Consider the following 22318-nt stretch of genomic DNA (forward strand, 5'->3'; position numbering starts at 1 on the left):
AACTCCATTTCGTGGGCACTGGAGTCGCTCTCGAGTGTGTTTCGCTCGAACAGCCCGGCGTCGAGTCCGCTCAGCGCACCTCCTCGATAACGCGGGTTCTCGTTCGACACTCAGCGCAACTCCCCGACGATCTCGCGAGTCGATCGCCGCACCGCCTCGTCGCTCGACAGGGCGGGGGACCAGCCCAGCGCGGATAGTTTCTCGATCGAGAGGCGCATCTTCGGGACGTCGCCGGTCCAGCCCCGTTCGCCGCCGGTGTACTCCCGATCGGGGTCGACACCTAACTCGTCGGCGACGATCGTCGCGATCCGATCGACCGACGTCGTCGTGCGCGTGCCGAGGTTGTAGGTGTTCATCGCGTCGTCGGCGTGTGCGATCGTATGGAACATGGCGTCGAGACAGTCCTCGACGTGGAGGTAGGACTTCTCCTGTCGGCCGTTGCCGAGGATGGTCAGCGTCTCGGGATTCTCCCGTAGCTTCTCGATAAAATCGGGGATTACCGCTCCGCGGAGGCGCGGACCGACGACGTTCGCAAAGCGAAAATTCCAGACCGTCAGATCGTGGCTGTGGGCCCGCGCCGAGAGCAGTCCCTCGTCGGCCAGCTTGCTCGCCCCGTAAGCACTAATCGGTTCGAGGGGCGCGTAATCCTCGGGCGTCGGCCGCGGGGCGTCGCCGTAAACAGTCGAGGAGGAGGTGTAGGCGATCTCGGTCACGTCGGCGTCGGCCATCGCCTCGAGAAGATTTCGGGTCATCCGCGTGTTGGCATCGAACTGGGCGTGGGGTCGGTCCGTGTCGACGTGTTTCGACGCGGCCAGATGGACGACCAGGTCAATATCGTCGAGGTGGCCCGCGAGGGCGTCGGGATTCGTCAGGTCAGCGTCGACGAACTCGGCTTCGTCGGAAACGCGATCGAGCGTCCCGTTCGACAGGTCGTCGACGACCGTGACGTCGGTCCCGTCCGCGAGCAGTCGGTCGGTGAGATGTGAGCCGATGAATCCGGCACCACCCGTGACGAGTACGCGTCGGTTCGAGAGCGTCATGTGCGACGATTTGCGGTCGACGGGATAATCCTGTTGACTCGCTTCCCGTCCGGCTCCGTGTCGGAACCGTCGATCCGACGGTGACCGGATCGATCGTCGTCGATCACTGCCGATCGCTCTCGGCTATTCGCAGCGGTGGTACACGCGGGCCTCGTACGGACGAAGCTCGAACTGTTCGGGATTGCGGTCGCGACGGTCCAGTTCGCGATCGCGACCGTCCGATTCGCGGTCGCTTCGTTCGGGACCTCCGTCGATCCCGTCGTAGTTGGCGATCAGTAGCGTCGAGTCGACCGCCGAAACGTCCGGCGGACGGGCGACGCGCTGGCTCCGATCGGAGAAGTTACACAGGACGAGCAGCCGCTCGTCTTCGAACCGTCGCCAGTAGCTGTAGACGGCGTCGTGATCGGGGGCGTGAAGGTCGTACTCGCCGGCGACGACCACCTCGTACTGGTTGCGCAGTTCGATCAGCCGTCGGTAGTAGTGCCAGACCGAATCCGGATCGGCGCGTGCGGCGTCGACGGTTACCTCGGAGCGGTTCGGGGTGACCGCGAGCCAGGGATCGCCGTCCGTGAATCCCGCCTGCGAACCGCCGTTCCACTGCATCGGCGTTCGCGCGTTGTCACGACACCAGTACCGGACCTGGTCGTCGATCTCGTCGAACGAGGAAATTTCGCCCCGGTCGAGCATCCCCTCGACTCGCGTTCTCGTCTCGACGTCCTGGATCTCCTCGAGCGACTGAAACGGGTAGTTGGTCATGCCGATCTCCTCGCCCTGGTAGATGAACGGCGTTCCCCGGAGCATGTGCAGAAACGTCGCCAGCATCGTCGCGGACTCGACGCGGTATTCGCCGTCGTCGCCAAAGCGCGAAACGCTTCGCGACCAGTCGTGATTGCTCAGATACAGGGCGTTCCAGCCGTCCTCGGCCAGTCCGCGCTGCCACCGCGTGAAAATATCGCGCAGGTCCGAGACGGTCCACTCGCCGATCTCGAACCACCGATCGGGATCCTCGGGGAGGTCGATCAGCATGTGTTCGAACTGAAAGACCATATCGAGCGGGCCGTCGTCACCGACGTACGATCGAGCCTCGTCGACGGTCACTTCCGGAGTCTCACCGACGATCAGCGGGTCGTACGCCGAGAAGACCTCCCGTTCCATCTCTCGTAAGTACTCGTGAATTCGCGGGCCGTTGATGAAGTGATTCCGCCCGGTCCAGAAGGTGTCGGGGTCGCCGTCGGGCAGGTCGTCTGGCTTCGAGAGCAGGTTGACCGTATCGAGTCGAAAGCCGTCCAGTCCCATCTCGAGCCACCAGCGCATCACGTCGTAGATCGACTCGCGGACGGCCGGATTGGCCCAGTTCAAATCGGGTTGCTTTTCGTCGAAGATGTGTAGATAGTACTCCCCCGTCGCCTCGTCGTAGGTCCAGGCCGGGCCGTCGAAACTCGACTCCCAGTTGTTCGGCGGCCCGTCCCCATCGCCCGGTCGCCAAATATAGTAGTCCCTGTACTCGGAGTCGACGGACTGCCGGGACCGTTCGAACCACGGGTGTTCGTCCGACGTGTGATTGATCACCAGATCGAGAATGAGCTTCATGTCTCGGGCGTGCAGCGCGCTCAGCAGTCGCTCCACGTCCGCCATCGTGCCGAAGGCATCCATGATCGACCGGTAGTCCCTGATGTCGTACCCGTTGTCGGCGTTGGGCGAATCGTAAATCGGGTTCAGCCAGACCACGTCGACCCCGAGGTCGGCGAGGTAGTCGACCTTCTCGAGGATTCCCGGCAGGTCGCCGATCCCGTCGCCGTCGGTATCAGCGAAACTCCGAGGGTAGACCTGATAGACGACCGCTTCCCTCCACCACGATCTGATCCGGGTCATCGCTTCCGAGTACTGTTATCAACGACCGACATAAATTTCCCGGATCACGTAGTGAACAACTTTTGCTTGGCGATGGAGAAGAATAGTTTATAATTAGTTGCTGGATAATAACACCAAAAGATACTAACCAATGTGTATGCAACGAAACTGTCGAGAATAAAATCAATGAGTGGGTGTAGTAAACAGATAATCGGCAGACGGAGACTGCGATGAGCGACAGGTCGTTTGAAACGCCGATGACGATCGTCACCGATCGCGAACGGTTCCACGACGTCGCGGCAACCGTCGACGGCGGAACCAGAATCCCGATCGAGCTACGGATAGCCGTCGACGATCCGTACAGCGCGTATCGACGCGCTCGCAGTGACGACGACAGCGTCTTTCTGGAGACCACCGGCGGACAGGACGGCTGGGGATATTTCGGCGTCGACCCGCGGGACGAGTTGACCGTCCGCGCCGAGGGCGCGGTACCCGAGGCCGGCCCCTCCCTCGAGCAACTGGAAGAGTGGATCGGCAAGGAACCCCTCGCGAGGGGCGAATGCGACGTTCCCTACCCCTGCGGATACCTCGGCTGGATCTCGTACGACGTTGCCCGCGAAATCGAGGACCTTCCGGATACGACGACCGATCGTCGCCGGCTCCCACGTCTCCAGTTTCGGTTCTACGACTGCATCGCCGCCTGGAAAGAACCCCGCGAGGGCGAGGAGACGACGCTCCGGATCGTCGCGTGTCCTCGCGTTGCTGACGACGTCGACGACGCCTACCGTCGCGGTCTCGACCGTGTACAATCGCTCGCCCGATCGGCACTAACCGGCTCACCCACCGTGAACTCTCCCGAGGTCACCCGCGACACGTACCGATTTGCGAGCACCTGTGACGTAGAATCCTACGTTGATCGAGTGCAGACCGTCCAGCAGTACATCCGCGACGGAGATACGTTCCAGGCGAACATCTCCCAGCGAATCGAGACCGACGCCCCCGTCCACCCCGTCGACCTCTTCGGGTCGCTTCGCCAGTCGAATCCGGCTCCGTACTCGGCGCTGCTCGAGTTCGAGGGGATCGATCTCGTGAGTACGAGTCCGGAACTCCTCCTCGAACGCCGCGGCGAGCGACTCATCACCGAACCGATCGCCGGCACGCGACCGCGGGGCGACACGACCGAAGAGGACGAGACGCTCGAAGCGGAGTTGCGCGGCAGCGAGAAAGAACGCGCCGAGCACGCGATGCTCGTCGACCTCGAGCGAAACGACCTGGGGAAAGTCTGTCGCCCCGGTACCGTCGACGTGCCCGAGTACCGACGGGTCGATCGCTACTCGGAGGTGATGCACCTCGTCTCGCTGGTCGACGGCGAACTGACCGACGCGGCCGGGATCGCGGCCGCGATCGAAGCGGTATTCCCCGGCGGAACGATCACCGGCGCACCGAAACCCCGAACGATGGAGATTATCGACGAGGTCGAGGACACGCGACGAGGCCCCTACACCGGTGCGATCGGCATTATCGGCGTCGACAACGACCTGACGCTCTCGATGACGATCCGGACGATGGTCCGGTGGAACGGAGAGTACCACCTGCGGGTCGGCGGCGGAATCGTCCACGACTCGAACCCCCGCAAGGAGTACGCCGAAACGTTCGACAAAGGGCGGGCGCTCGTAACGGCCGTCGACGATGCGCTCGGAGACGATGCAGACGTCTCGATCGACGACGCCAGCCGGAGGGACCCATGATTCTGATCATCGACAACTACGATTCGTTCTCGTACAACCTCGTCCAGTACGTCGGCGAGGTCGCGGAGTTCACCGTTCGACGAAACGACGCGATCGACGTCGAGGGCGTCAGGGACCTCGATCCGGACGGGATCGTCGTCTCGCCCGGTCCGGGGACGCCACAGGAGGCCGGAATTTCGATGCCGCTGTTCGCGGAACTCGAGGAGTATCCGATACTTGGCGTCTGTCTCGGCCATCAGGCCCTGTGTGCCGTCCACGGCGCGACGGTCACCCACGCTCCCGACGTCGTCCACGGGAAGCCGTCGACGGTCACCCACGACGGCCGGGGGATCTTCGATGGCCTTCCCGACTCGTTCGAAGTCGGCCGCTACCACTCGCTGGCCGTCGAGAGCGATCGGTTCCCGGACTGTCTCGAGGAGTCCGCGACGACCACCGACGACCGCAACATCCTGATGGCCGTCCGCCACCGCGAACGGTCCCACCTCGGCTTGCAGTTTCACCCCGAGAGCATCCTCACCGACGTCGGGAAGCAACTCACCAGCCGCTTCTGCGAGCTATGCGATACCACGTAAACGGCGAACTCGTCCCGGCGGATGAGGCGACCATCTCCGTGCGCGATCGCGGATTCCTGTACGGCGACGCGGCCTTCGAGACGCTCCGGGCCTACGGCGGCGAGCCGTTCCGATGGGACGCCCACGCGGACCGGCTCGAGGCGACGTGTGACTGCCTCGCGATCGACCACGGACTCTCGCGGGCCGCGTTGCACCGGCGGATCGACGAGACGCTCGCGGCGAACGACCTGTCCGAGGCGTACGTTCGCATCTCGATCACCAGGGGCGTCCAGCCCGGTAAGCTAACGCCGGACCCGGTGACCGACCCCGGCGTCGTCGTGATCGTCTCCGAACTCCCCCGCGGCGGCGTCGGCGGCGACGTTCCGTGGTCGACGCCCGCGAGTGCGACGATCGTCGACACCCAACGCGTTCCCGATCGAGCGGTTCCCGCGCGGGCGAAAACGCACAACTACCTGAACGGGATTCTGGCCCGACTCGAGGCCGACGGCGATACCGCACTACTGGTAGACGAAGACGGCAACCTCACCGAGGGGACGACGAGCAACCTGTTTTTCTGTACCGACGGCGTACTCCGGACGCCCAGTCTCGACGGGCCGGTCCTCCCCGGAATTACGCGCGAGGTCGTTCTCGAACTCGCCAGCGATGCCTCGATCCCCGTCGAAACCGGAACCTACGGACCCGAAGACCTGCTCGCGGCGGACGAGGCGTTCCTGACGAACACCACGTGGGAACTCCGGCCAATAGCGGACATCGGGGGAACCCAGATCGGTAGCGGCCCGCTCACTCGCCACCTCCAGCAGGCGTTCGACAAACTGGTGGAGAGGGAACACTACTGAGAGGCCGACCGACGGGATCGCTTCCGGAAATTAATCGGTTCTAACTATTATTGGATTTTATAATTTTCCGGCAGAAAGCACCGTCTCGGTGAGCTATATACGGCGTCTGTGTCGAATGCAGGCCATGAGCGACGAGGTTACACTCGACGATTTCTACCGCCAGCGGTTCGTGACGGGCCGGATGGATCTCGCTCCGGACGGCGATCGCGTGGCGTTCGTCGCCAAGGAGACCGTTCCCGACGACGAACGCTGGCAGTTCGCACTCTACGTTGCTCCGACTGACGGGAGCGAGTTACCCCGGCGACTCACCCGCGTCGGCAACGCCCAGTCACCGCAGTGGAGTCCCGACGGAACCAAATTGGCGTTCCTGGCCCACCGGGAGACCGACGCCGCGCTCCGTGGCGGCCCGAGTCCGGACGGCGAAGACGCAGAAGGGATGCAGGTCTGGGCGTACGACTTCGAACGCGGCGGCGATCCGAAACAGCTTACGACGCGACCCGCGGGCGTCGAGAGCTTCGACTGGGGTCCCGACGGCGATCGACTCGTCGTCGAAGCCGACGATCCGACCCCTGGCGAGCAGGAACGACTGGCCCAGCCGGACGACGCACCGATCGTCATCGATCGACTCCAGCACAAACACTTGCTTCACGAGCGCGTCGACGTGACGAGCTACCTCTTCGTCGTCGACCTCGACACCGGCGAGGAGAGTCGGCTCGACGACGCCTACGGGAGCGGCGCGGTCGATCCGACCTTCGGCCTGGAGCCGTCGTGGAGTCCCAACGGCGATCGTATCGCGTTCTTTTCGACGCGGACGCCGAACCCCGACGACACCGCGGTCAGGGACGTCTACACCATCTCGCCGGACGGCGATGACCTCCGGAAGACCACGGACTCGGACGTGCACGCGTCCGCCCTCCGGTGGGGACCAGCGGGCGACCAGCTCGCGTTCGTCGTCGAAGATCCGGGGAACCGATACGTGCTCAACGACGCCTACGTCGCGTCGATCCCCGAGGGGACCTGTCGCTGTATCACGCCGGACCTGGACCGATCGATCGGGAACTGGTTTCTCGTCGAACCCCACCTCGAGTGGGTCGACGACGCGACGCTGCTCGGCGTCATCGGGGACGACGGCCGCAGCAGACTGATCCGGATCTCGACCAGCGAGGAAACCACGGAGCGCGTCTTCGAGCGGCAAGACGAGTACACCACCGTTCGGGACCTCGCTGTCGAAGGCGACACCGTCTGTATGCGATTTTCACAGCCGGACGACGGGCCGGACGTGTACGCGATGTCGATCGACGACGTAGATACCGCGGCCGGGGAACCCGACCCGCGTACGCGACTGTCGCGGACGAATGAAGACCTCGTACAGTCCCGAGCGATGCCGGGAATCGAGAAACTCACGTTCGAGAGCACCGACGGGCGGGCGATCGATGCCTTCGCCTACCTGCCCGCGGAATTCGACCGCGACGATCCCGATCCCCATCCGACGATCGTCGCCCTCCACGGCGGCACGCTCGGGTTCGACGCGCCCCAGTACGACTTCGACAACCTCTACTGGACCAGTCAGGGGTACATCGTCGTGCGAATAAACTACCGCGGAAGCGCGTCCTACGGCCGCGAGTTCGCCGAATCCGTCCGCGGCAACTGGGGAACGCAAGACATCGACGACATCGTTTGTGGCATCGAGGCCGGGATCGATCGCGGCTGGTGCGATCCCGATCGACTCTTCGTGACCGGCTTCTCCCGCGGCGGGATCGTGACCGGGTATCTCATCACCCAGACCGATCTCTTCGCGGCGGCTGCGGGTGAGCGAGGGACGTACGATTACGCTGCCGGATTCGGGACCAGCATGTTCCGCAACTGGCACGAGACGGACTTCGGGCTTCCCTGGGAAGACCCGGAAACCCACCGCGCCGTCTCCAGCCTGCCCGATGTCGGAAACGTCACCACGCCGACGCTGGTCAATGCCTGCGGGAACGACCTGATGGTCTCCGTCTCGCAGGCCGAACGGCTCTTCGTCAGTATCAAAAAGCAGGGCGTCCCCGCGAAACTCGTCGTCTACCCCGACCAGCCCCACTTCCTTACCGACCCCGACACGCAGGTCCACCGGCTTCGGACGATCACCGAGTGGTTCGAAACGCACGATCCTGGTCTCGAATAGCCCCCACAACACGACACGATGGCACGAGAATCCCTTTCGGCGACCGCGTTTGCGATGGCACGAGAATCCCTTTCGGCGACCGCGTTTGACGAACAGCACCTGATTACGGGCGCACTCGACGTCTCCCCTGACGGCGATCGAATCGCGTACGTCGTCAAGAGCGTCACCGACGACGAGACGTGGTACAAATCGATCTTCGTCACGCCGGCCGACGGGAGTACACCGCCGCGGCGAGTGACCCGAACCACGAGCGCCAGGGCACCAGCCTGGAGTCCCGACGGTTCGAAGCTGGCGTTCCTCTCGCGACGCGAGCCAGCCCCGGACGCCACAGACCGGGGCGACGAAACCGGTGGCCGGCAGCGCACGCAGGTGTGGGCGATCGACGCGGACGGCTCCGGGGAACCACACCGACTAACGAGCGTCGAGACTGGTGTCAAGGGCTACGACTGGGGACCAGCGGGCGATCGGCTCGTCGTCGAAACGGCCGTTCCCGACGGTTCTCAATCCGGCGGCTCCGCAGGGGAACCGATCGTCACGGAGCGCCTGCAGCACAAGCACCTGATGTGTGGTCGGACACCCGCCACGAATCGATTGATCGTCGTCGACCTCGTAGAGGGGACCGAACACGAACTGGCGGACGCCTGGGGCGGCGGCGCGCTCGACGCGAATTTCGGGATGCAACCGGTCTGGTCGCCCGTCGACGATCGAATCGCGTTCTTTACGAATCGAACCGGTCGACCCGACGACTCCTACGTCCGAGACATCTACACGATCACCGCCGCGGGCGAGGATTTGCGGACCGTTACCAACTCGGACGTAACCGCTTACACGGTCCGCTGGCGGCCTGATGGAGAGGAGATTGCCTTCATCAACCAGGAGCCGAGAAACTGGCACGTTCCGACGGATCTCCGCGTCGTGTCTGCAGATGGAGATGCAAACGGGTACCAGCGGCTTTCTGCCGATCTCGATCGATCGATCGGCGTCTGGCAGTCTCGGGAGGTCCACAGCCTGGCGTGGACCTCAGCGTCGACGTTGCTCGCCCTCGTCAGCGATCGCGGACGGACGCGTCTCGCCCGCTTTCACACCGACGATCACCCAGTGGAGTGGTGTTTCGATCGCCAGGGCGACGATCGCACGCTCCGGGCGCTCGACGTCGGCGGAGACACCCTCACACTGCGGATCGACGGACCGGGGGCGGGGCCGTCGCTGTATGCGGCGTCGATCGAGAACACAGCGGGTGAGGAGTGCGAGATCGATCGCGAGGATTTATCCGAACGCAGGTACGACGATCCACCGCCGAGTCGAGTCGCCGCGTCGACCGTTCCGGGAACCCCACCAGCATTCGAGCGGCGCGCCTTCGAGAGCGTCGACGGAGAAGCCGTCGAGACGCTGCTGTGTTGCCCGCCCGATTTCGATCCCGACGATCCGGAGCCACGTCCGGCCGTCGTCGACGTTCACGCGGGCGTCACCGGGCTGGACGAACCCGAGTACGACTTCGCAGATCGCTACTGGACGAGTCGCGGCTACGTCGTCGCGTCCGTCAATTACCGCGGAAGCCGATCGTACGGCCAGGAGTTTGCCTCGGCGATCCGCGGACGGTGGGGAACTCTCGACGCCGACGACATCGCGAGCGGAGTCGCTCACTTCGTCGACCGAGGTTGGTTCGATCCCGATCGGCTCTTTCTAACCGGCTTCTCTCGGGGAGCGAATCTCGCCGGTCACGTCCTGACTAAAACCGACGCGTTCACGGCTGCGGTACTCGAGCGGGGCGTCTACGACTACGGAGCCGCATTTGGGTCGAGCATGCTCCACAACTGGCACGAACACGACCTCGGGGTTCCGTGGGAACATCCCGAGCGCAACCGCGCGGTATCGATTCTCGACGACGTCGCGGCGATCGAAACGCCCACCCTACTAAACGCGTGTGGCAACGACAAAGTCGTCCCACTCTCCCAGGCCGAGCGCCTGTACGTCGCTCTACGAAAGCGAGGCGTTCCGACGCGGCTCACCGTCTACCCCGACCAGCCACACCACCTCACCGATCCGTCGGCCGATATCCACCGTCTCGAGCAGATCGAGCAGTGGTTCCGAAGCCACTCGCCGTCCTGACCGAAGCGTACGGACGGCGATCGAGTCCGTCCGAGACTTGCTCTGATACCAAAGTGACTAATACCAATAAAAAGTACTATCGAATAGATTAGAGATGACTGCGATCGACGTCTCCAACGTCGACTTCAGGTACGACGACGGATACCACGCAATCCGGGACGTGAGTTTTACCGTCGAGGACGGCGAGTTCTTCGGCTTTCTCGGGCATAACGGTGCCGGAAAGACGACTGCGATCAAACTGCTCGTCTCGCTGCTTCGGCCCACCTCCGGGTCGATTTCGGTAAACGGGTTCGACGTCGAGGAACGACCGGTCGCGGTCCGATCGTCGATCGGATACACCGCCCAGGAGACGAACGTCGACGGATTGCTCACGGCCCGAGAGAACATGCAACTCATGTGCGACGCCTATCACGTCCCACAGGAGGAGCGTGCCGATCGGATCGACACTCTCCTCGAACTGGTCGACCTGGCCGACGTCGCAGACGAGACGGCCAAAACGTTCTCCGGTGGGATGAAAAAGCGCCTCGACATCGCGACGAGTCTCGTCCACCGGCCGCCGCTGGTGTTTCTCGACGAGCCGACGACGGGACTCGATCCGGAGGCGCGAATCCGGCTGTGGGAACACCTGGAAAAAATAAACGAGCAGGGAACGACAATTTTCCTGACGACCCAGTATTTAACAGAGGCCGATCGACTTTGCTCGCGACTGGCCGTCCTCGCTGATGGCGAAATCGTCACCAGCGGCGATCCGGACGAACTCAAACAGCGAGTCGGCGGCGACACGTTAGACATCTCACTCGACGGCACTTCGGCCGAGGGCCGACACCGTGCACGTGACATCCTCGTCAATTCGGACATCCTCGACGACGACGGATCGATCGGCATCACCGAAGATGGCATCTGCATCAACTCCCGTCGAGCCACGGAGATCAGCACCGACGTCCTCGTCGAACTCGAAAACAGCGGACTTACGCCGACCGAGTTTTCCGTGAGCACCCCGACGCTCGACGACGTCTTTTTCTCGGTTACCGACGACGCCGTCGCCCCGAGCGAGCGGTAACTGGCGAACGCAACACTCAGCCGGTATACGAACGTTGACTTCCTCCCGCGCCTAACGTCGCGTGAATCCCACCATGGGGTTTCGGGCCGACCGATTCGACCCTGAGGTTTCAAGACGCATACGCTCCATGCGTCAATTGCTGGGCTTCAGCATCGGCTTGGCTGTCTTGCGGGCGGGTCGAACGGCCCCCTTCCTCAGCCGAGTCATCGCCACCCGTGTGTTCTCTTGAACGGCTCTCTCCGCTGAGGTAGCGGTCTGCAATATTGAGCGCGGCGTTGATGTCTGCGTGGTACTCCGAAACCCAACACTCCGAGTTGGAACACTTGCACGTCGCTTGGTCAGGGCGATAGCCCTGCTCTCCACAACAGTGGCACGTCTTCGAGGTGTACACCGGGATCACCGACGACAGCAGACCAACCCGGTGAGCAGTCGACCGCGGCGATTAGGACGTCCGTTCGTACCGGCGCGACGTCCGTCTGTCCAGACCACCGCAGTATTTCACCAGTCGAAAAATAAAAAGATTATTAGTAGTTGTAGCTTGAGTGTTTACTCATGTTGATAGAACTACGGAATAGTCTTCGTGAAAATATATCGTTCAGAAGGCGATAAGCCATGGCGAGCGGGAACGACACCGTACACGTCGCCTACGTCTGCGTCTCGAACCCGATCGGGACGATGGGCGGTGCCGATATCACAGTCAAAGACTGGTGTGAGAAACTCACCGATCGGGAGATCGAGATCAGCATCGTCTGTCGTGGCGAGCGCGAACGAACAGAGACGATCGGCGGATACCGGGTCAGCGAAGTAGCCGGTCTCCGCCCGCTCGACGGAATCGAACGACGACTCGAGCGCCACGACCCCGATGTCGTACTGGCCCAGGGTGGATGGGCGGATATCGCAATCGAGGCGGCGGATCGCCTCGGCATTCCGTCAGTGCTTTCGGTCGTCAGTCTCCACGGCGACGAAGACGTCTTCGCCGAGTTGTCTCCGACCAGACTCGTCGCGAACTCACGCTACACCCAGCAGTGGATCAGTCAGGTCTGGGGGAGGGATTCGACGCTCGTCTATCCTCATATCGACTTCGAGTTTTACACGACGCCCGACGGGCCGTCCGATCACGTCTCGATGATCAACCCGGTTCGCCACAAGGGCGGCTTTACGTTCAAATCGATCGCCGAGGCGCTCCCCGATCGGGAGTTTCTGACGAAAATTGGCTGGTACGGGTACAGGGACGAGGACCTCGAGTGGGACCGCGAACGAATCAAGATCCTCGCGCAGACCTTCGAGCGAACGCCGGACCCGTTCCCGCTTGCGGCGATCACGCCGCCGAACGAACCCGACTTCGAGGACGTCCCGAACGTGACCTACGTCACCGAACCTCGCATTCTGGACGTCTACTCGCAGACCCGGGTGCTGCTCGTGCCATCAGTCTGGCGGGAAACGTTCGGTCGCGTCGTCCTCGAAGCGATGTGGAACGAGATTCCGGTCGTCGCCAGTCACCGCGCCGGCTTGCCGGAGGCGGCCGGCGGGGCAGCGTGGCTCATCGAAGACCACGAGAACCCCGATCGGTGGGTCGAGGCGATCGAGCGACTGGACGACCCCGACGTGTACGAGAGTTTCGCGATCCGCGGTCGGAAACGCGCAGAGCGATTCGAACGAAAACAGCCAGCCCAGATAGACAGGTTGGCGGAGGCACTCAAAGATGCAGCAACAGTACGCTAAGACGGCCCATCCGGAGGTGCGATCGAGATGAGTTCCTCAGAAGAGTACGCGACAGCCACCGTCGATCGCCTCGCCGGACGGCGCAGACACGCCCACGACGTCTGGACGAGTTTCAAGCGGGTTACCCTGCGATCGCTCCGAAACCCGTTCGTCGTCTCGTCGACGCTGACTCAGCCGGTGATCTGGCTGGTCCTGTTTACGCAGGTGTTCAAGGCGATCGCCGAACTTCCCGCCTTCGAGTCGATTAGTTACCTCGAGTTCTTCGCGCCGGCGGTCATTATTCAACTGGCACTGTTCGCCTCGAGCAACTCGGGCATCGGGCTGGTCGACGACATGCAAACCGGCGTGTTCAACAAACTGCTCGCGACGCCGATGAGCAGGGGAAGCATCTTCCTCGGCAAGATCCTCTCTGAGACCGTCCGCATCCTCGTCCAGACGGTGTTGATCCTCGTCTTCGCCCTCATCCTCGGCGCACAGCTCACGACCGGGGTTCCAGGCGTACTCGGAATTCTCCTGCTCACCGGGCTGTTTAGCGTCGGGTTCCTCGCGCTCTCGAACATCATCGCGATCCTGACAAAAAACACGGAGGCGACCATCATCGTCACGAACTTCCTTTCGCTGCCGTTACTGTTCGTGAGCACGGCGTTTCTTCCCGTCTCGCTGCTTCCGGGATGGATCCAGACGATCAGCGTTCTGAACCCGGTGACCTACGCCGTCGACGCCGTTCGGGTGCTGATGCTCGACGGCTGGGTGTGGAGCGTCCTCTGGCCGTCGGTCGTCGCACTGGTCGTCCTCGACCTCGTGTTGGGTGCCATCGCGGTCGTGATGTACCGCCGGGCGACCGACGCGACGCCACAGGTATGAGGTAGCCGTGTCTCTCATTCACAACAACCTATTTATCTCATTCACAACAGAGTTTATTAGACAGTGAAAGAGGTTATCGAAATGCTTTTTTGCTATTGGAGTAAGTAATTTTTTTATGGTTAATTCGTCCGAGACGACGTTTCCGTCGGTATTTCGACAGTCGGTCCGCCGGACACCGGATCGCACCGCTATCGTCGATCTGGCGAGTGGAGACGAACTTTCCTACGCCGACCTCGAAAAACGGGTCGCCACCGTCGCCGAGTCACTCGCCGCCCTCGGCGTCGAGACGGGCGATCGCGTCGCGATCGGACTGCGAAATCGGCCCGAACACGCGGCGCTCTTTCTCGCCACCCAGTACCTCGGCGCGGTTGCAGTCCCGTTTAATTTCCGACTCGCCGCGAGTGGCGTTAGCCACACCCTCGCCGACGCCGACCCCGCGGTAGTCGTGTTTGGCAATGCGGTCCGTGACGCTGTCGTCGATGTCGCCACTGATGCCGCCTGCGAGACCTTCGTCTACGTTGGCAACCAGCGTCCGGAGTTTGCGATCGAGTACCCGTCGCTGTGCGACGGGCCGGCGATGGATCGGCCAGCCGATGTCGCCCCCGACGATCTGAGTCTCCTTCACTACAGTTCGGGGACGACCGGTGAGCCGAAGGCGATCGAGATCTCGCATCGATCGACCACCAGTCGCGTTCTCGTAAACACGTTCGGACAGGGGTTTCGCCTGGGCGAGCGGATGCTCGGCGTGATGCCGCTGTATCACACCGTCGGCCTGCACGGCATCTTCTGTAACGTGCTTGCCCTCAGCGGCACGTACGTCGCGGTGACGGACTTCGACGCCGTCTCGTGCGTGCGGGCGATCGAGGACTACGAGATCACCGCCCTACACGAGGCACCGACGATTTTCAAGAAGATGGCCGACACCGCAGCGATCGATCGCTGTGACCTCGGGAGCGTCCAGACCGTGACCTACTCCGGCGCACCGATGAATCCGTCGCTATTCGAGCGCGTCGTCGACCTGTTCGACCCCGAGTTCCTCTCGAACCAGTACGGCTGTACCGAGGCGTACGCGCCGCTTGCACAGGTGAATCTCCTCGAGGACGGCGACCCGGTCGAAACGGGACCGTCGAACCTGTTGACGCCGACGCGGATCGTCGAATTCGACTCGGACGATCCGGAGCGGGTCGTCGACACTGGCGAACAAGGAGAGTTGATCGTCCACACCGACGCGCCGACGACCTTTTCGGGATACTGGAACCGGCCGGAAGCGACCGAGACCGCGATCCACGACGGGTGGTTTTTCACCGGCGACGTGGCCTACCGTACCTCGGAGGGGAAGACGGTCATCGTCGGGCGGTCCGACGACATGATCATCAGCGGCGGTGAGAACATCCCGCCGTCGAACGTCGAGGACGTACTGGAGGCACACCCGAACGTCGCGGAAGCCGGCGTCGTAGGCGTTCCGGATTCCGACTGGGGAGAGGTGCCGAAAGCGTACGTCGTCAGCGAGGAATCGAGCGCGCACGAACTCGACGAGTGGTGTCTCGACAGCGACTCGCTACCGGATTTCGAGCGCCCGAGGGCCTACGAGTTCGTCGACAGTCTCCCGCGAAATCCGAGCGGCAAGATCATGCGGTACAAGTTCCGTGACGATGAGTGAACAAACCCAACCGGGCGGAAACCCACCGCAACCGCGAGCGTCGACCGGTGAGTGAGACGATGGGGTTCAACGCAAAACTCAGGGCGCTCGAGGGAGAGACCGACGTCCTGCTCTCGCCGATCGAACGCCTCCTGCTCGCGACTGACGGGACAGTGACGGACATGTTGCGTGCGCTGGTCCGAGACGACGTCAGGGTGAACATTCTCGGCCGGGAGAAAGACGGCTCGGTGTTGTACCGCTACGTGGTCTTAGAACAGGCCGAAAACGACAAACCGCTCGTCTGGGCCCGATCGACGGTCCACCTCGCCCCTCTCGAAGCCGAGATCCGGCGCGGACTCGTCGATCAGGACATCGGAATCGGTGACGTTCTCAGCCGCGAATCGCTCGAGACCAGACGGGAACTGGTCGATCTCTCGCTCGTTGGAACAGCCGAGAACGCAGTCCCCGAGTTCATCGACCGCGTCGAACCTCGATACCTTCGACGCGAATATCACGTCTACACCGACGACCAGACGATCATGCAGATCGAAGAGTTCCTTCCGAAAGACGGGTACGACGAGTTCCTCAGATCTTACCTCGACAGGCGGTTGTGAGACGACTCTCTCGAGAACCCGTCTACGAGGCGCCTGCCTCTGTAGGAGTGTCTCGTCTGTGAGGGGCCCAAGCGAGCTCGCTCTCGAACGATCGCCCGACAATCTTACCGTAGATTCCGGCTCCACCGCTGTTCTCCGATTCTCTCTGACTCACGTCGTAGTGGACTCAACTCGACGAGGTGGGACACCGTTCGAAAGAGTACCGCTACCAATCACTATATAAAAAGACCCTCTCATCGATCGTCGGTTCGCTATCCCCGATTCGGTTCGTCCGTGGTAACTGTCGACAATCATGGCGCAGTGGGGCGACTTTTGCTCCGTCTCGGAACCACGTCCGGGATCGATCGCTCTCCCGAATAACAAAACAATTATATAGAACCACAAACAACCTTTCAGCCGACTATGAGTCAGCGAATGCAACAGGGACAGCCGATGATCGTAATGAGCGAAGACTCCCAGCGCGTCAAGGACAAGGACGCGCAGGATTACAACATCAGTGCTGCTCGCGCAGTCGCTGAGGCCGTTCGGTCCACACTCGGTCCGAAGGGAATGGACAAGATGCTCGTCGACTCGATGGGGTCGGTAACCATCACGAACGACGGCGTCACTATCCTCCAGGAGATGGACATCGACAACCCGACGGCCGAGATGATCATCGAGGTCGCCGAAACGCAAGAGGACGAAGCCGGCGACGGCACGACGACGGCCGTCGCGATCGCGGGCGAACTTCTCAAAAACGCCGAAGATCTCCTCGAACAGGACATCCACCCGTCGGCGATCATCAAGGGCTTCCACCTCGCGAGCGAGCAGGCCCGCGAGGAGATCGACGACATCGCACAGGACGTCGACACCGACGACGAGGACCTCCTGCGATCGGTCGCCGAGACGTCGATGACCGGCAAGGGCACCGAGGTCAACAAGGAGTATCTCGCGGAACTCATCGTCGAGGCGATCCGCCAGGTTACCGTCGAGGACGACGAGGGCAACAACGTCGTCGACCTCGAGTTCCTCAACATCGAGACCCAGACCGGCCGCCGTGCCGGCGAATCCGACCTGCTCGAGGGCGGCATCATCGACAAGGACCCCGTTCACGACAACATGCCGACTTCGGCGGAAGACGCGGACATCCTGTTGCTGAACGAAGCGATCGAGGTCGAGGAAGCCGACGTCGACACCGAAGTCTCCGTCACCGACCCCGATCAACTCCAGAAGTTCCTCGACCGCGAAGAGAAACAGCTTCGCGACAAGGTCGATCAGATCGTCGATCTCGGTGCTGACGTCGTCTTCTGTCAGAAGGGCATCGACGACCTCGCCCAGCACTACCTCGCCAAGGAGGGCATTCTCGCAGTCCGACGCGCGAAGAAGTCTGACCTCGAATTCCTCAAGGAGGTCGTCGGCGCGTCGATTGTCTCCGACCTGGACAGCGCGACCGAAGACGACCTCGGCTTCGGTGACGTGACGCGCGACGATGAGGACGAGCTGTTCTACGTCGAGGGCGAGGACGCCCACGGCGTCACCCTCCTGCTTCGCGGTTCGACCGACCACGTCGTCGACGAACTCGAACGCGGCGTCAACGACGCCCTCGACGTCGTCGCCCAGACCGTCTCCGACGGCCGCGTCCTCGCCGGCGGCGGTGCGATCGAAGTCGAACTCGCCTCGCGACTGCGTGACTACGCCGACAGTGTGTCTGGACGCGAACAGTTGGCCGTTGAAGCGTTCGCTGACTCGCTCGAACTCGTTCCGCGCGTCCTCGCCGAGAACGCAGGTCTCGACTCGATCGACACCCTCGTCGACCTCCGTGCGGCTCACGACGACGGCGACGTGACCGCGGGCCTCAACGTCTTCACGGGCGACGTCGAAGACACCTTCGAGTCCGGCGTCGTCGAACCGGCTCACGCCAAAGAGCAGGCGGTTTCCTCCGCCTCCGAGGCCGCGAACCTCGTCCTCAAGATTGACGACATCATCTCCGCCGGCGATCTGTCGACGGACAAAGGTGGCGACGAGGAAGGCGGCGCACCCGGCGGTGCTGGTGGCATGGGCGGCATGGGCGGCGGCATGGGCGGCATGATGTAACCGCCGTTCAGGATTGCCTACACCCACTACTGACCGACACGCTGTGCTCGCAGCGCAATCGATTCCGACTGCGGCATTTTTGACAGGCGAACGCGACGGCCAGAGCGACGGCTGGCGAGTCAGCAGTCGGAGAACAGTCGGTGAGCGACCGTCGATTACGAACCGCTGAATCAGGTATCGTCGACGTCGAGTTCGAACTGCTCGTTTTCGCTGACGGCGTTGAGAACGACGCTGGTGTTCGAGGCTTTGATGTCCGGATCGGTCAACAACTGTTTGATCTGGTCGTTCATACCGTCCGTATCCTTGAACTTCCCGATGGCGATCACGTCGTAATCGCCGGTCACTTCGTAGACGCTGGTCATCTGTCGGTGTTCGCGAAGCGTGTCCGTAATGTCCGGCAAAGCGTTCCCCTCGACTTGCAACTGAATAACAGCGGTTACGTCGTATCCGACCGCATCGTAGTCGATTCGGGGAGTATATCCGTGGATAACACCCTGTTCTTCCAGATCCGAGAGGTGGTTCGAGACCGTCGTAACGGACACGTCGAGTTCTTCCGCGAGGCTCCGGAGGCTCGCCCGGCCGTCCCCGAGAAGTGCATTCACTAGCTTTGCATCGAGATTTTCGTACGTCATCAGGTCTAGCCACTCACTCGAGCCTTTAGAAGTTTACGAATATCCAATTCCAACCGACCAACCGAAGAATTGCTCAGAGCAGTAGGGTTTTAGTAGCAGAGATTCTTGGATAGCCCGACGAGAAAGATGACAAGCGGAAACATAACTGCGACAGAGGAGGCCGTACTCGACGAGATCGATGCGAAGGATATCGACTTTCTTCGACTCCAGTTTACCGACATTCTCGGCACCGTAAAAAACGTCTCGGTGCCGGCACGACAGGCCGAAAAGGCGTTTACTGACGGAATCTACTTCGACGGTTCCTCGATCGAGGGTTTCGTCCGTATTCAGGAATCGGACATGCGTCTGGTTCCGGACCCGGATACCTTCGCCGTTCTCCCGTGGCGAGACCGCGAAGAGGGCGGGTCCGCCCGAATGATCTGTGACGTCTACAACACGTCGACGGGCGAACCGTTCGAGGGCGACCCGCGCTACGTCCTCAAGGAGGCTCTCAAACGTGCTGACGAGATGGGCTATACGGTCAACGCCGCTCCCGAACCCGAGTTCTTCCTCTTCGAGGAGGACGAGGACGGGCGCGCCACGACGGAGACGGGCGACAAGGGTGGCTACTTCGACCTCGCGCCGAAAGACCTCGCGAGCGACGTTCGCCGCGACATCATCTACGGTCTCGAGGAGATGGGCTTTGAGATCGAAGCCAGCCACCACGAGGTCGCAGAGGGCCAACACGAGATCAACTTCGAGTACGACGACGCCCTCGCGACGGCCGACAACGTCGGCACCTTCCGCACCGTCGTCCGCGCGATCGCGGCCCAGCACGGCCAGCACGCAACCTTCATGCCGAAACCGATCCCGAAGATCAACGGCTCGGGCATGCACACCCACCTCTCCTTGTTCACGGAGGACGGCGAGAACGCCTTCCACGACGGCGACGACGAGTTCGACCTGAGCGAGACCGCCCACTCGTTCCTCGCGGGCATCCTCGAACACGCTCCCGCGATCACGGCCGTCACCAATCCGACCGTCAACAGCTACAAGCGCCTGGTCCCCGGCTACGAGGCGCCCGTCTACGTCGCCTGGTCCGATCGCAACCGATCGGCGCTGATCCGTAAACCGGCCGCGCGCGTCCCGGCGGCCTCGCGCATCGAAGCGCGCTTCCCGGATCCGTCGTGTAACCCGTACCTCGCGCTCGCGGCGCTCATCCACGCCGGGCTGGAAGGGATCGAGAACGACCTTGACGCGCCGGACCCGGTCCGCGAGAATATCTACGAGTTCGACGAGGAGAAACGCGACGAGTACGGCATCGAGACGCTGCCGACGAACCTCGGGGAAGCCGTCGACGCCCTCGAAGACGACGAGATCATCTACAGCGCCCTCGGCGAGCACATCGGTGAGAAGTTCGTCGAAGCCAAGAGCCAGGAGTTCGAGGAGTACCTCATCGACGTCTCCCAGTGGGAACTCGATCGCTACCTCGAAACGTTCTAAACAGCGCCTGAGGAACGTCGCGACTGAGGAACGTCGCGACCCGAACCCTGCGAGCAACACCGCTACCCTGCGCCCCCTTCTACCAACGCTGTGACTCAATCCGCTGTCGTGATTCGGTCCGGCCCGGATGCAATTGGGTTGTACGTATACAAAGAATGAGGTGAACACCGTAGCGAGTCAACAGCCACTGCAACGCCAGTCGTCAGGACCGCCAGTCGCTGATTCGATCGCGCAGTCGACCGGGGATGCCGAGCACCGAAATGCCGGCACCGAGGAGCACCATCAGTATGTAGACCCCGAGCGTCGACGTCCAGACGACGAACATCGCGAGGATGGCCCATCCGCCGTTCAGGAAATAAAACGCCGCGATCGCCATCGCCGTTCCGTAGAGCAACACGAGGTACGGTCCCCAGCCGTGGGCGTGGCCGCGCCACATCTTCCGGCGGACGTAGCGTTTGAGTTCGCTCTCGAGGGACGGTTTGTCGACGGTGCGACGCTCGACGCCCTCTTCGAAGTCGTCGATCCGATCGCGCAGCCGTTCGATCTCCTCGCGAAGTGCTTCGGGATCGGCCGATCGATCGCGCGTGCGAGCGCTCGATTTCGATCGGTCACTCGGCGGCTCGCGGCTTCCGTCGCGGTCGGCCGCGGCGCTCTCGGCGTCACCCTCGTCGGCACCCGTAGCGTCGTCGGTCATCGCTTCTGTCGAAAACTGTCGTGCGCGGGGACTTTGTAGCTGCCGATCCAGTTCACGATCGGCAAGGACCGCGTTGAGTACGGCCCCGAAGACGAGGACGATCGCCCCGGCGTACAACCAGATGAGGACCAGAAAGACGGCACCAAGCGCGCCGTAGACGGCGTACTCCCCCGCGAAACCGGCGTACACCGAGAACGTTCGACTCAGGGCGTACCAGCCGACTGCGGCCACAGCGGTGCCGGGAAGTGCCTCACGGACGCTGACATCCACGTCCGGAAAGATTACGTACAGCGGTAGAAACGTCGCGACCAGTCCCAGCAAGACGAGCAGTGGGCCGAAGACGGTCACACCGACGAGCGGAACCACTCGGATCACGATCTCGAGGGCACCGACGAGCGTTAGACCGAGTACGATCACCGCGAAAACGATCGTTGCATCCCAGATCGTATCCAGCACCGTCTTCGAGGCACCGGTCCCGTACACCAGCGAGAAGGCCTGATCGAGCCCCCACAGGACGCGACTCGATCCCCAGAGAAGCCCGAGGATCCCGACGACGGTCGCACCCGTTCGCCCAGCCTCGTCGACGATCGTCTCCGCGAGCAGTTCCTGTGCCGACGGTGTGAGGATGTCACTGGCCGCAGCCGTCACCCGGGCCGCGAGTGCCTCCCCGCCGATCGAGGCCGCGAGTGCGGCGGTGAGCAGCATGAGCGGGACGAGCGAGATGAACCCGTAGAAGGCAACCCCGGCCGCAAGCAGCGGTAGCTGTTCTCGCCTGGAAAAATCGACGAGTTGCCGCGTGAACGCGACTCCCTGTCTGTAATCGATCACGTGCCTATTATTCGGGACACGGCCAAATATGTGATCGCGCGTTACAGGCACGGAGGGAGACGCCTGCCGGTTTCGAAGCGACGATATCCAGCCGAAGCGACGATGTCCAACCGAAGCAACGATGTCCAACGGTACAGCAGGTACAGAGATTTTTTGTTGGATGCACGATCTGTTCACGAGTATGGACGAATACCGCTGCCCCGACTGTGGCGTCCGAATGGAGTCGGTTCCGGTCCAGACGAGCGGGGGATACGAGCTTTCGATCCAGACCGGACCGCGAGACGGTATCCTCGGGAAGTTCGGTGTCGGAAAGACGGCGAGCGTCGACGGGGTCTGCTGTCCCGAATGCGGGTTACTTCGGCTCTATGCCGATCGTGACGACGACTAATG

Annotated in this window: 17 protein-coding genes and 1 pseudogene; 13 read left to right on the forward strand and 5 right to left on the reverse strand. The window is 62.4% G+C overall.

What is annotated here, in order from left to right; all coding sequences use genetic code 11:
- Nucleotides 1-110 precede the first annotated feature (110 nt).
- Complete coding sequence (locus AC6I6L_RS10505) at nucleotides 111-1040, reverse strand: NAD-dependent epimerase/dehydratase family protein (RefSeq protein WP_497917710.1); 930 nt, start codon at nucleotides 1038-1040, stop codon at nucleotides 111-113.
- 123 nt (nucleotides 1041-1163) lie between these two features.
- Nucleotides 1164-2912 (reverse strand): glycoside hydrolase family 13 protein, encoded by a 1749-nt coding sequence (locus AC6I6L_RS10510; RefSeq protein WP_497917711.1) that lies wholly within the window; start codon nucleotides 2910-2912, stop codon nucleotides 1164-1166.
- Between the two features lie 209 nt (nucleotides 2913-3121).
- Here AC6I6L_RS10510 and pabB point away from each other — a divergent pair, with 209 nt between their 5' ends.
- From pabB to AC6I6L_RS10540, 6 genes are all read left to right on the forward strand, one after another.
- Nucleotides 3122-4639: an aminodeoxychorismate synthase, component I gene (gene pabB, locus AC6I6L_RS10515; protein WP_497917712.1), complete on the forward strand. Its 1518-nt coding sequence runs from the start codon at nucleotides 3122-3124 to the stop codon at nucleotides 4637-4639.
- Complete coding sequence (locus AC6I6L_RS10520) at nucleotides 4636-5211, forward strand: anthranilate synthase component II (RefSeq protein WP_497917713.1); 576 nt, start codon at nucleotides 4636-4638, stop codon at nucleotides 5209-5211. The genes pabB and AC6I6L_RS10520 overlap by 4 nt, the downstream gene beginning before the upstream one ends.
- Nucleotides 5196-6047, forward strand: coding sequence for an aminotransferase class IV (locus AC6I6L_RS10525; RefSeq protein ID WP_497917714.1), 852 nt, complete (start codon nucleotides 5196-5198; stop codon nucleotides 6045-6047). The genes AC6I6L_RS10520 and AC6I6L_RS10525 overlap by 16 nt, the downstream gene beginning before the upstream one ends.
- A 124-nt stretch (nucleotides 6048-6171) precedes the next feature.
- Nucleotides 6172-8211: a S9 family peptidase gene (locus tag AC6I6L_RS10530; RefSeq protein WP_497917715.1), complete on the forward strand. Its 2040-nt coding sequence runs from the start codon at nucleotides 6172-6174 to the stop codon at nucleotides 8209-8211.
- An 18-nt stretch (nucleotides 8212-8229) separates the two neighbouring features.
- The gene (locus AC6I6L_RS10535; RefSeq protein WP_497917716.1) at nucleotides 8230-10320 is read left to right on the forward strand and encodes an alpha/beta hydrolase family protein; all 2091 of its coding nucleotides are present in this window, start codon (nucleotides 8230-8232) and stop codon (nucleotides 10318-10320) included.
- A gap of 94 nt (nucleotides 10321-10414) precedes the next feature.
- Nucleotides 10415-11380 carry an ABC transporter ATP-binding protein gene (locus AC6I6L_RS10540; protein WP_497917717.1) on the forward strand — a complete coding sequence of 322 codons (966 nt, stop codon included), beginning with the start codon at nucleotides 10415-10417 and terminating at the stop codon, nucleotides 11378-11380.
- A 109-nt stretch (nucleotides 11381-11489) separates the two neighbouring features.
- Here AC6I6L_RS10540 and AC6I6L_RS10545 read toward each other — a convergent pair.
- Nucleotides 11490-11780, reverse strand: a pseudogene (locus tag AC6I6L_RS10545) (zinc ribbon domain-containing protein); the annotation flags it as partial.
- Between the two features lie 212 nt (nucleotides 11781-11992).
- Here AC6I6L_RS10545 and AC6I6L_RS10550 point away from each other — a divergent pair.
- The 5 genes from AC6I6L_RS10550 to thsB all read left to right on the forward strand — a co-directional run bounded on the left by AC6I6L_RS10550 (nucleotide 11993) and on the right by thsB (nucleotide 18292).
- Nucleotides 11993-13102 carry a glycosyltransferase family 4 protein gene (locus AC6I6L_RS10550; RefSeq protein WP_497917718.1) on the forward strand — a complete coding sequence of 370 codons (1110 nt, stop codon included), beginning with the start codon at nucleotides 11993-11995 and terminating at the stop codon, nucleotides 13100-13102.
- A gap of 27 nt (nucleotides 13103-13129) precedes the next feature.
- Nucleotides 13130-13966 carry an ABC transporter permease gene (locus tag AC6I6L_RS10555; RefSeq protein ID WP_497917719.1) on the forward strand — a complete coding sequence of 279 codons (837 nt, stop codon included), beginning with the start codon at nucleotides 13130-13132 and terminating at the stop codon, nucleotides 13964-13966.
- Between the two features lie 115 nt (nucleotides 13967-14081).
- On the forward strand, nucleotides 14082-15626 hold the full coding sequence (locus AC6I6L_RS10560) for a class I adenylate-forming enzyme family protein (protein ID WP_497917720.1): 1545 nt from the start codon (nucleotides 14082-14084) through the stop codon (nucleotides 15624-15626).
- Nucleotides 15623-16219, forward strand: coding sequence for a chorismate--pyruvate lyase family protein (locus AC6I6L_RS10565; RefSeq protein WP_497917721.1), 597 nt, complete (start codon nucleotides 15623-15625; stop codon nucleotides 16217-16219). The genes AC6I6L_RS10560 and AC6I6L_RS10565 overlap by 4 nt, the downstream gene beginning before the upstream one ends.
- A 414-nt stretch (nucleotides 16220-16633) precedes the next feature.
- Entirely contained in the window at nucleotides 16634-18292 is a 1659-nt protein-coding gene (gene thsB, locus AC6I6L_RS10570) for a thermosome subunit beta (protein ID WP_497918198.1), read from the forward strand.
- A 170-nt stretch (nucleotides 18293-18462) separates the two neighbouring features.
- Here the strand turns inward: thsB and lrp are convergent, their stop codons facing one another.
- Nucleotides 18463-18924, reverse strand: a complete 462-nt coding sequence (gene lrp / locus AC6I6L_RS10575) for an HTH-type transcriptional regulator Lrp (protein WP_497917722.1) — start codon at nucleotides 18922-18924, stop codon at nucleotides 18463-18465.
- Nucleotides 18925-19050: 126 nt separating this feature from the next.
- Between lrp and glnA the strand changes: the two genes are divergently transcribed.
- The gene (gene glnA / locus AC6I6L_RS10580) at nucleotides 19051-20406 is read left to right on the forward strand and encodes a type I glutamate--ammonia ligase (protein ID WP_497917723.1); all 1356 of its coding nucleotides are present in this window, start codon (nucleotides 19051-19053) and stop codon (nucleotides 20404-20406) included.
- 202 nt (nucleotides 20407-20608) lie between these two features.
- Here the strand turns inward: glnA and AC6I6L_RS10585 are convergent, their stop codons facing one another.
- A complete protein-coding gene (locus AC6I6L_RS10585) occupies nucleotides 20609-21928 on the reverse strand; it encodes a YihY/virulence factor BrkB family protein (RefSeq protein WP_497917724.1) in 1320 nt (439 codons plus the stop codon).
- Nucleotides 21929-22109: 181 nt separating this feature from the next.
- Here AC6I6L_RS10585 and AC6I6L_RS10590 point away from each other — a divergent pair, with 181 nt between their 5' ends.
- Nucleotides 22110-22316, forward strand: a complete 207-nt coding sequence (locus tag AC6I6L_RS10590; protein ID WP_497917725.1) for a hypothetical protein — start codon at nucleotides 22110-22112, stop codon at nucleotides 22314-22316.
- The last annotated feature ends 2 nt before the right edge of the window (nucleotides 22317-22318 follow it).

The organism is Halosolutus sp. DAT137 (assembly GCF_059736405.1).

Bases quoted from the DNA above. Each gene is read 5' to 3' on its own strand.
- AC6I6L_RS10505 (WP_497917710.1), bottom strand. From the start codon at position 1,040: ATGACGCTCTCGAACCGACGCGTACTCGTCACGGGTGGTGCCGGATTC.
- AC6I6L_RS10510 (WP_497917711.1), bottom strand. From the start codon at position 2,912: ATGACCCGGATCAGATCGTGGTGGAGGGAAGCGGTCGTCTATCAGGTC.
- pabB (WP_497917712.1), top strand. From the start codon at position 3,122: ATGAGCGACAGGTCGTTTGAAACGCCGATGACGATCGTCACCGATCGC.
- AC6I6L_RS10520 (WP_497917713.1), top strand. From the start codon at position 4,636: ATGATTCTGATCATCGACAACTACGATTCGTTCTCGTACAACCTCGTC.
- AC6I6L_RS10525 (WP_497917714.1), top strand. From the start codon at position 5,196: ATGCGATACCACGTAAACGGCGAACTCGTCCCGGCGGATGAGGCGACC.
- AC6I6L_RS10530 (WP_497917715.1), top strand. From the start codon at position 6,172: ATGAGCGACGAGGTTACACTCGACGATTTCTACCGCCAGCGGTTCGTG.
- AC6I6L_RS10535 (WP_497917716.1), top strand. From the start codon at position 8,230: ATGGCACGAGAATCCCTTTCGGCGACCGCGTTTGCGATGGCACGAGAA.
- AC6I6L_RS10540 (WP_497917717.1), top strand. From the start codon at position 10,415: ATGACTGCGATCGACGTCTCCAACGTCGACTTCAGGTACGACGACGGA.
- AC6I6L_RS10550 (WP_497917718.1), top strand. From the start codon at position 11,993: ATGGCGAGCGGGAACGACACCGTACACGTCGCCTACGTCTGCGTCTCG.
- AC6I6L_RS10555 (WP_497917719.1), top strand. From the start codon at position 13,130: ATGAGTTCCTCAGAAGAGTACGCGACAGCCACCGTCGATCGCCTCGCC.
- AC6I6L_RS10560 (WP_497917720.1), top strand. From the start codon at position 14,082: ATGGTTAATTCGTCCGAGACGACGTTTCCGTCGGTATTTCGACAGTCG.
- thsB (WP_497918198.1), top strand. From the start codon at position 16,634: ATGCAACAGGGACAGCCGATGATCGTAATGAGCGAAGACTCCCAGCGC.
- lrp (WP_497917722.1), bottom strand. From the start codon at position 18,924: ATGACGTACGAAAATCTCGATGCAAAGCTAGTGAATGCACTTCTCGGG.
- glnA (WP_497917723.1), top strand. From the start codon at position 19,051: ATGACAAGCGGAAACATAACTGCGACAGAGGAGGCCGTACTCGACGAG.
- AC6I6L_RS10590 (WP_497917725.1), top strand. From the start codon at position 22,110: ATGGACGAATACCGCTGCCCCGACTGTGGCGTCCGAATGGAGTCGGTT.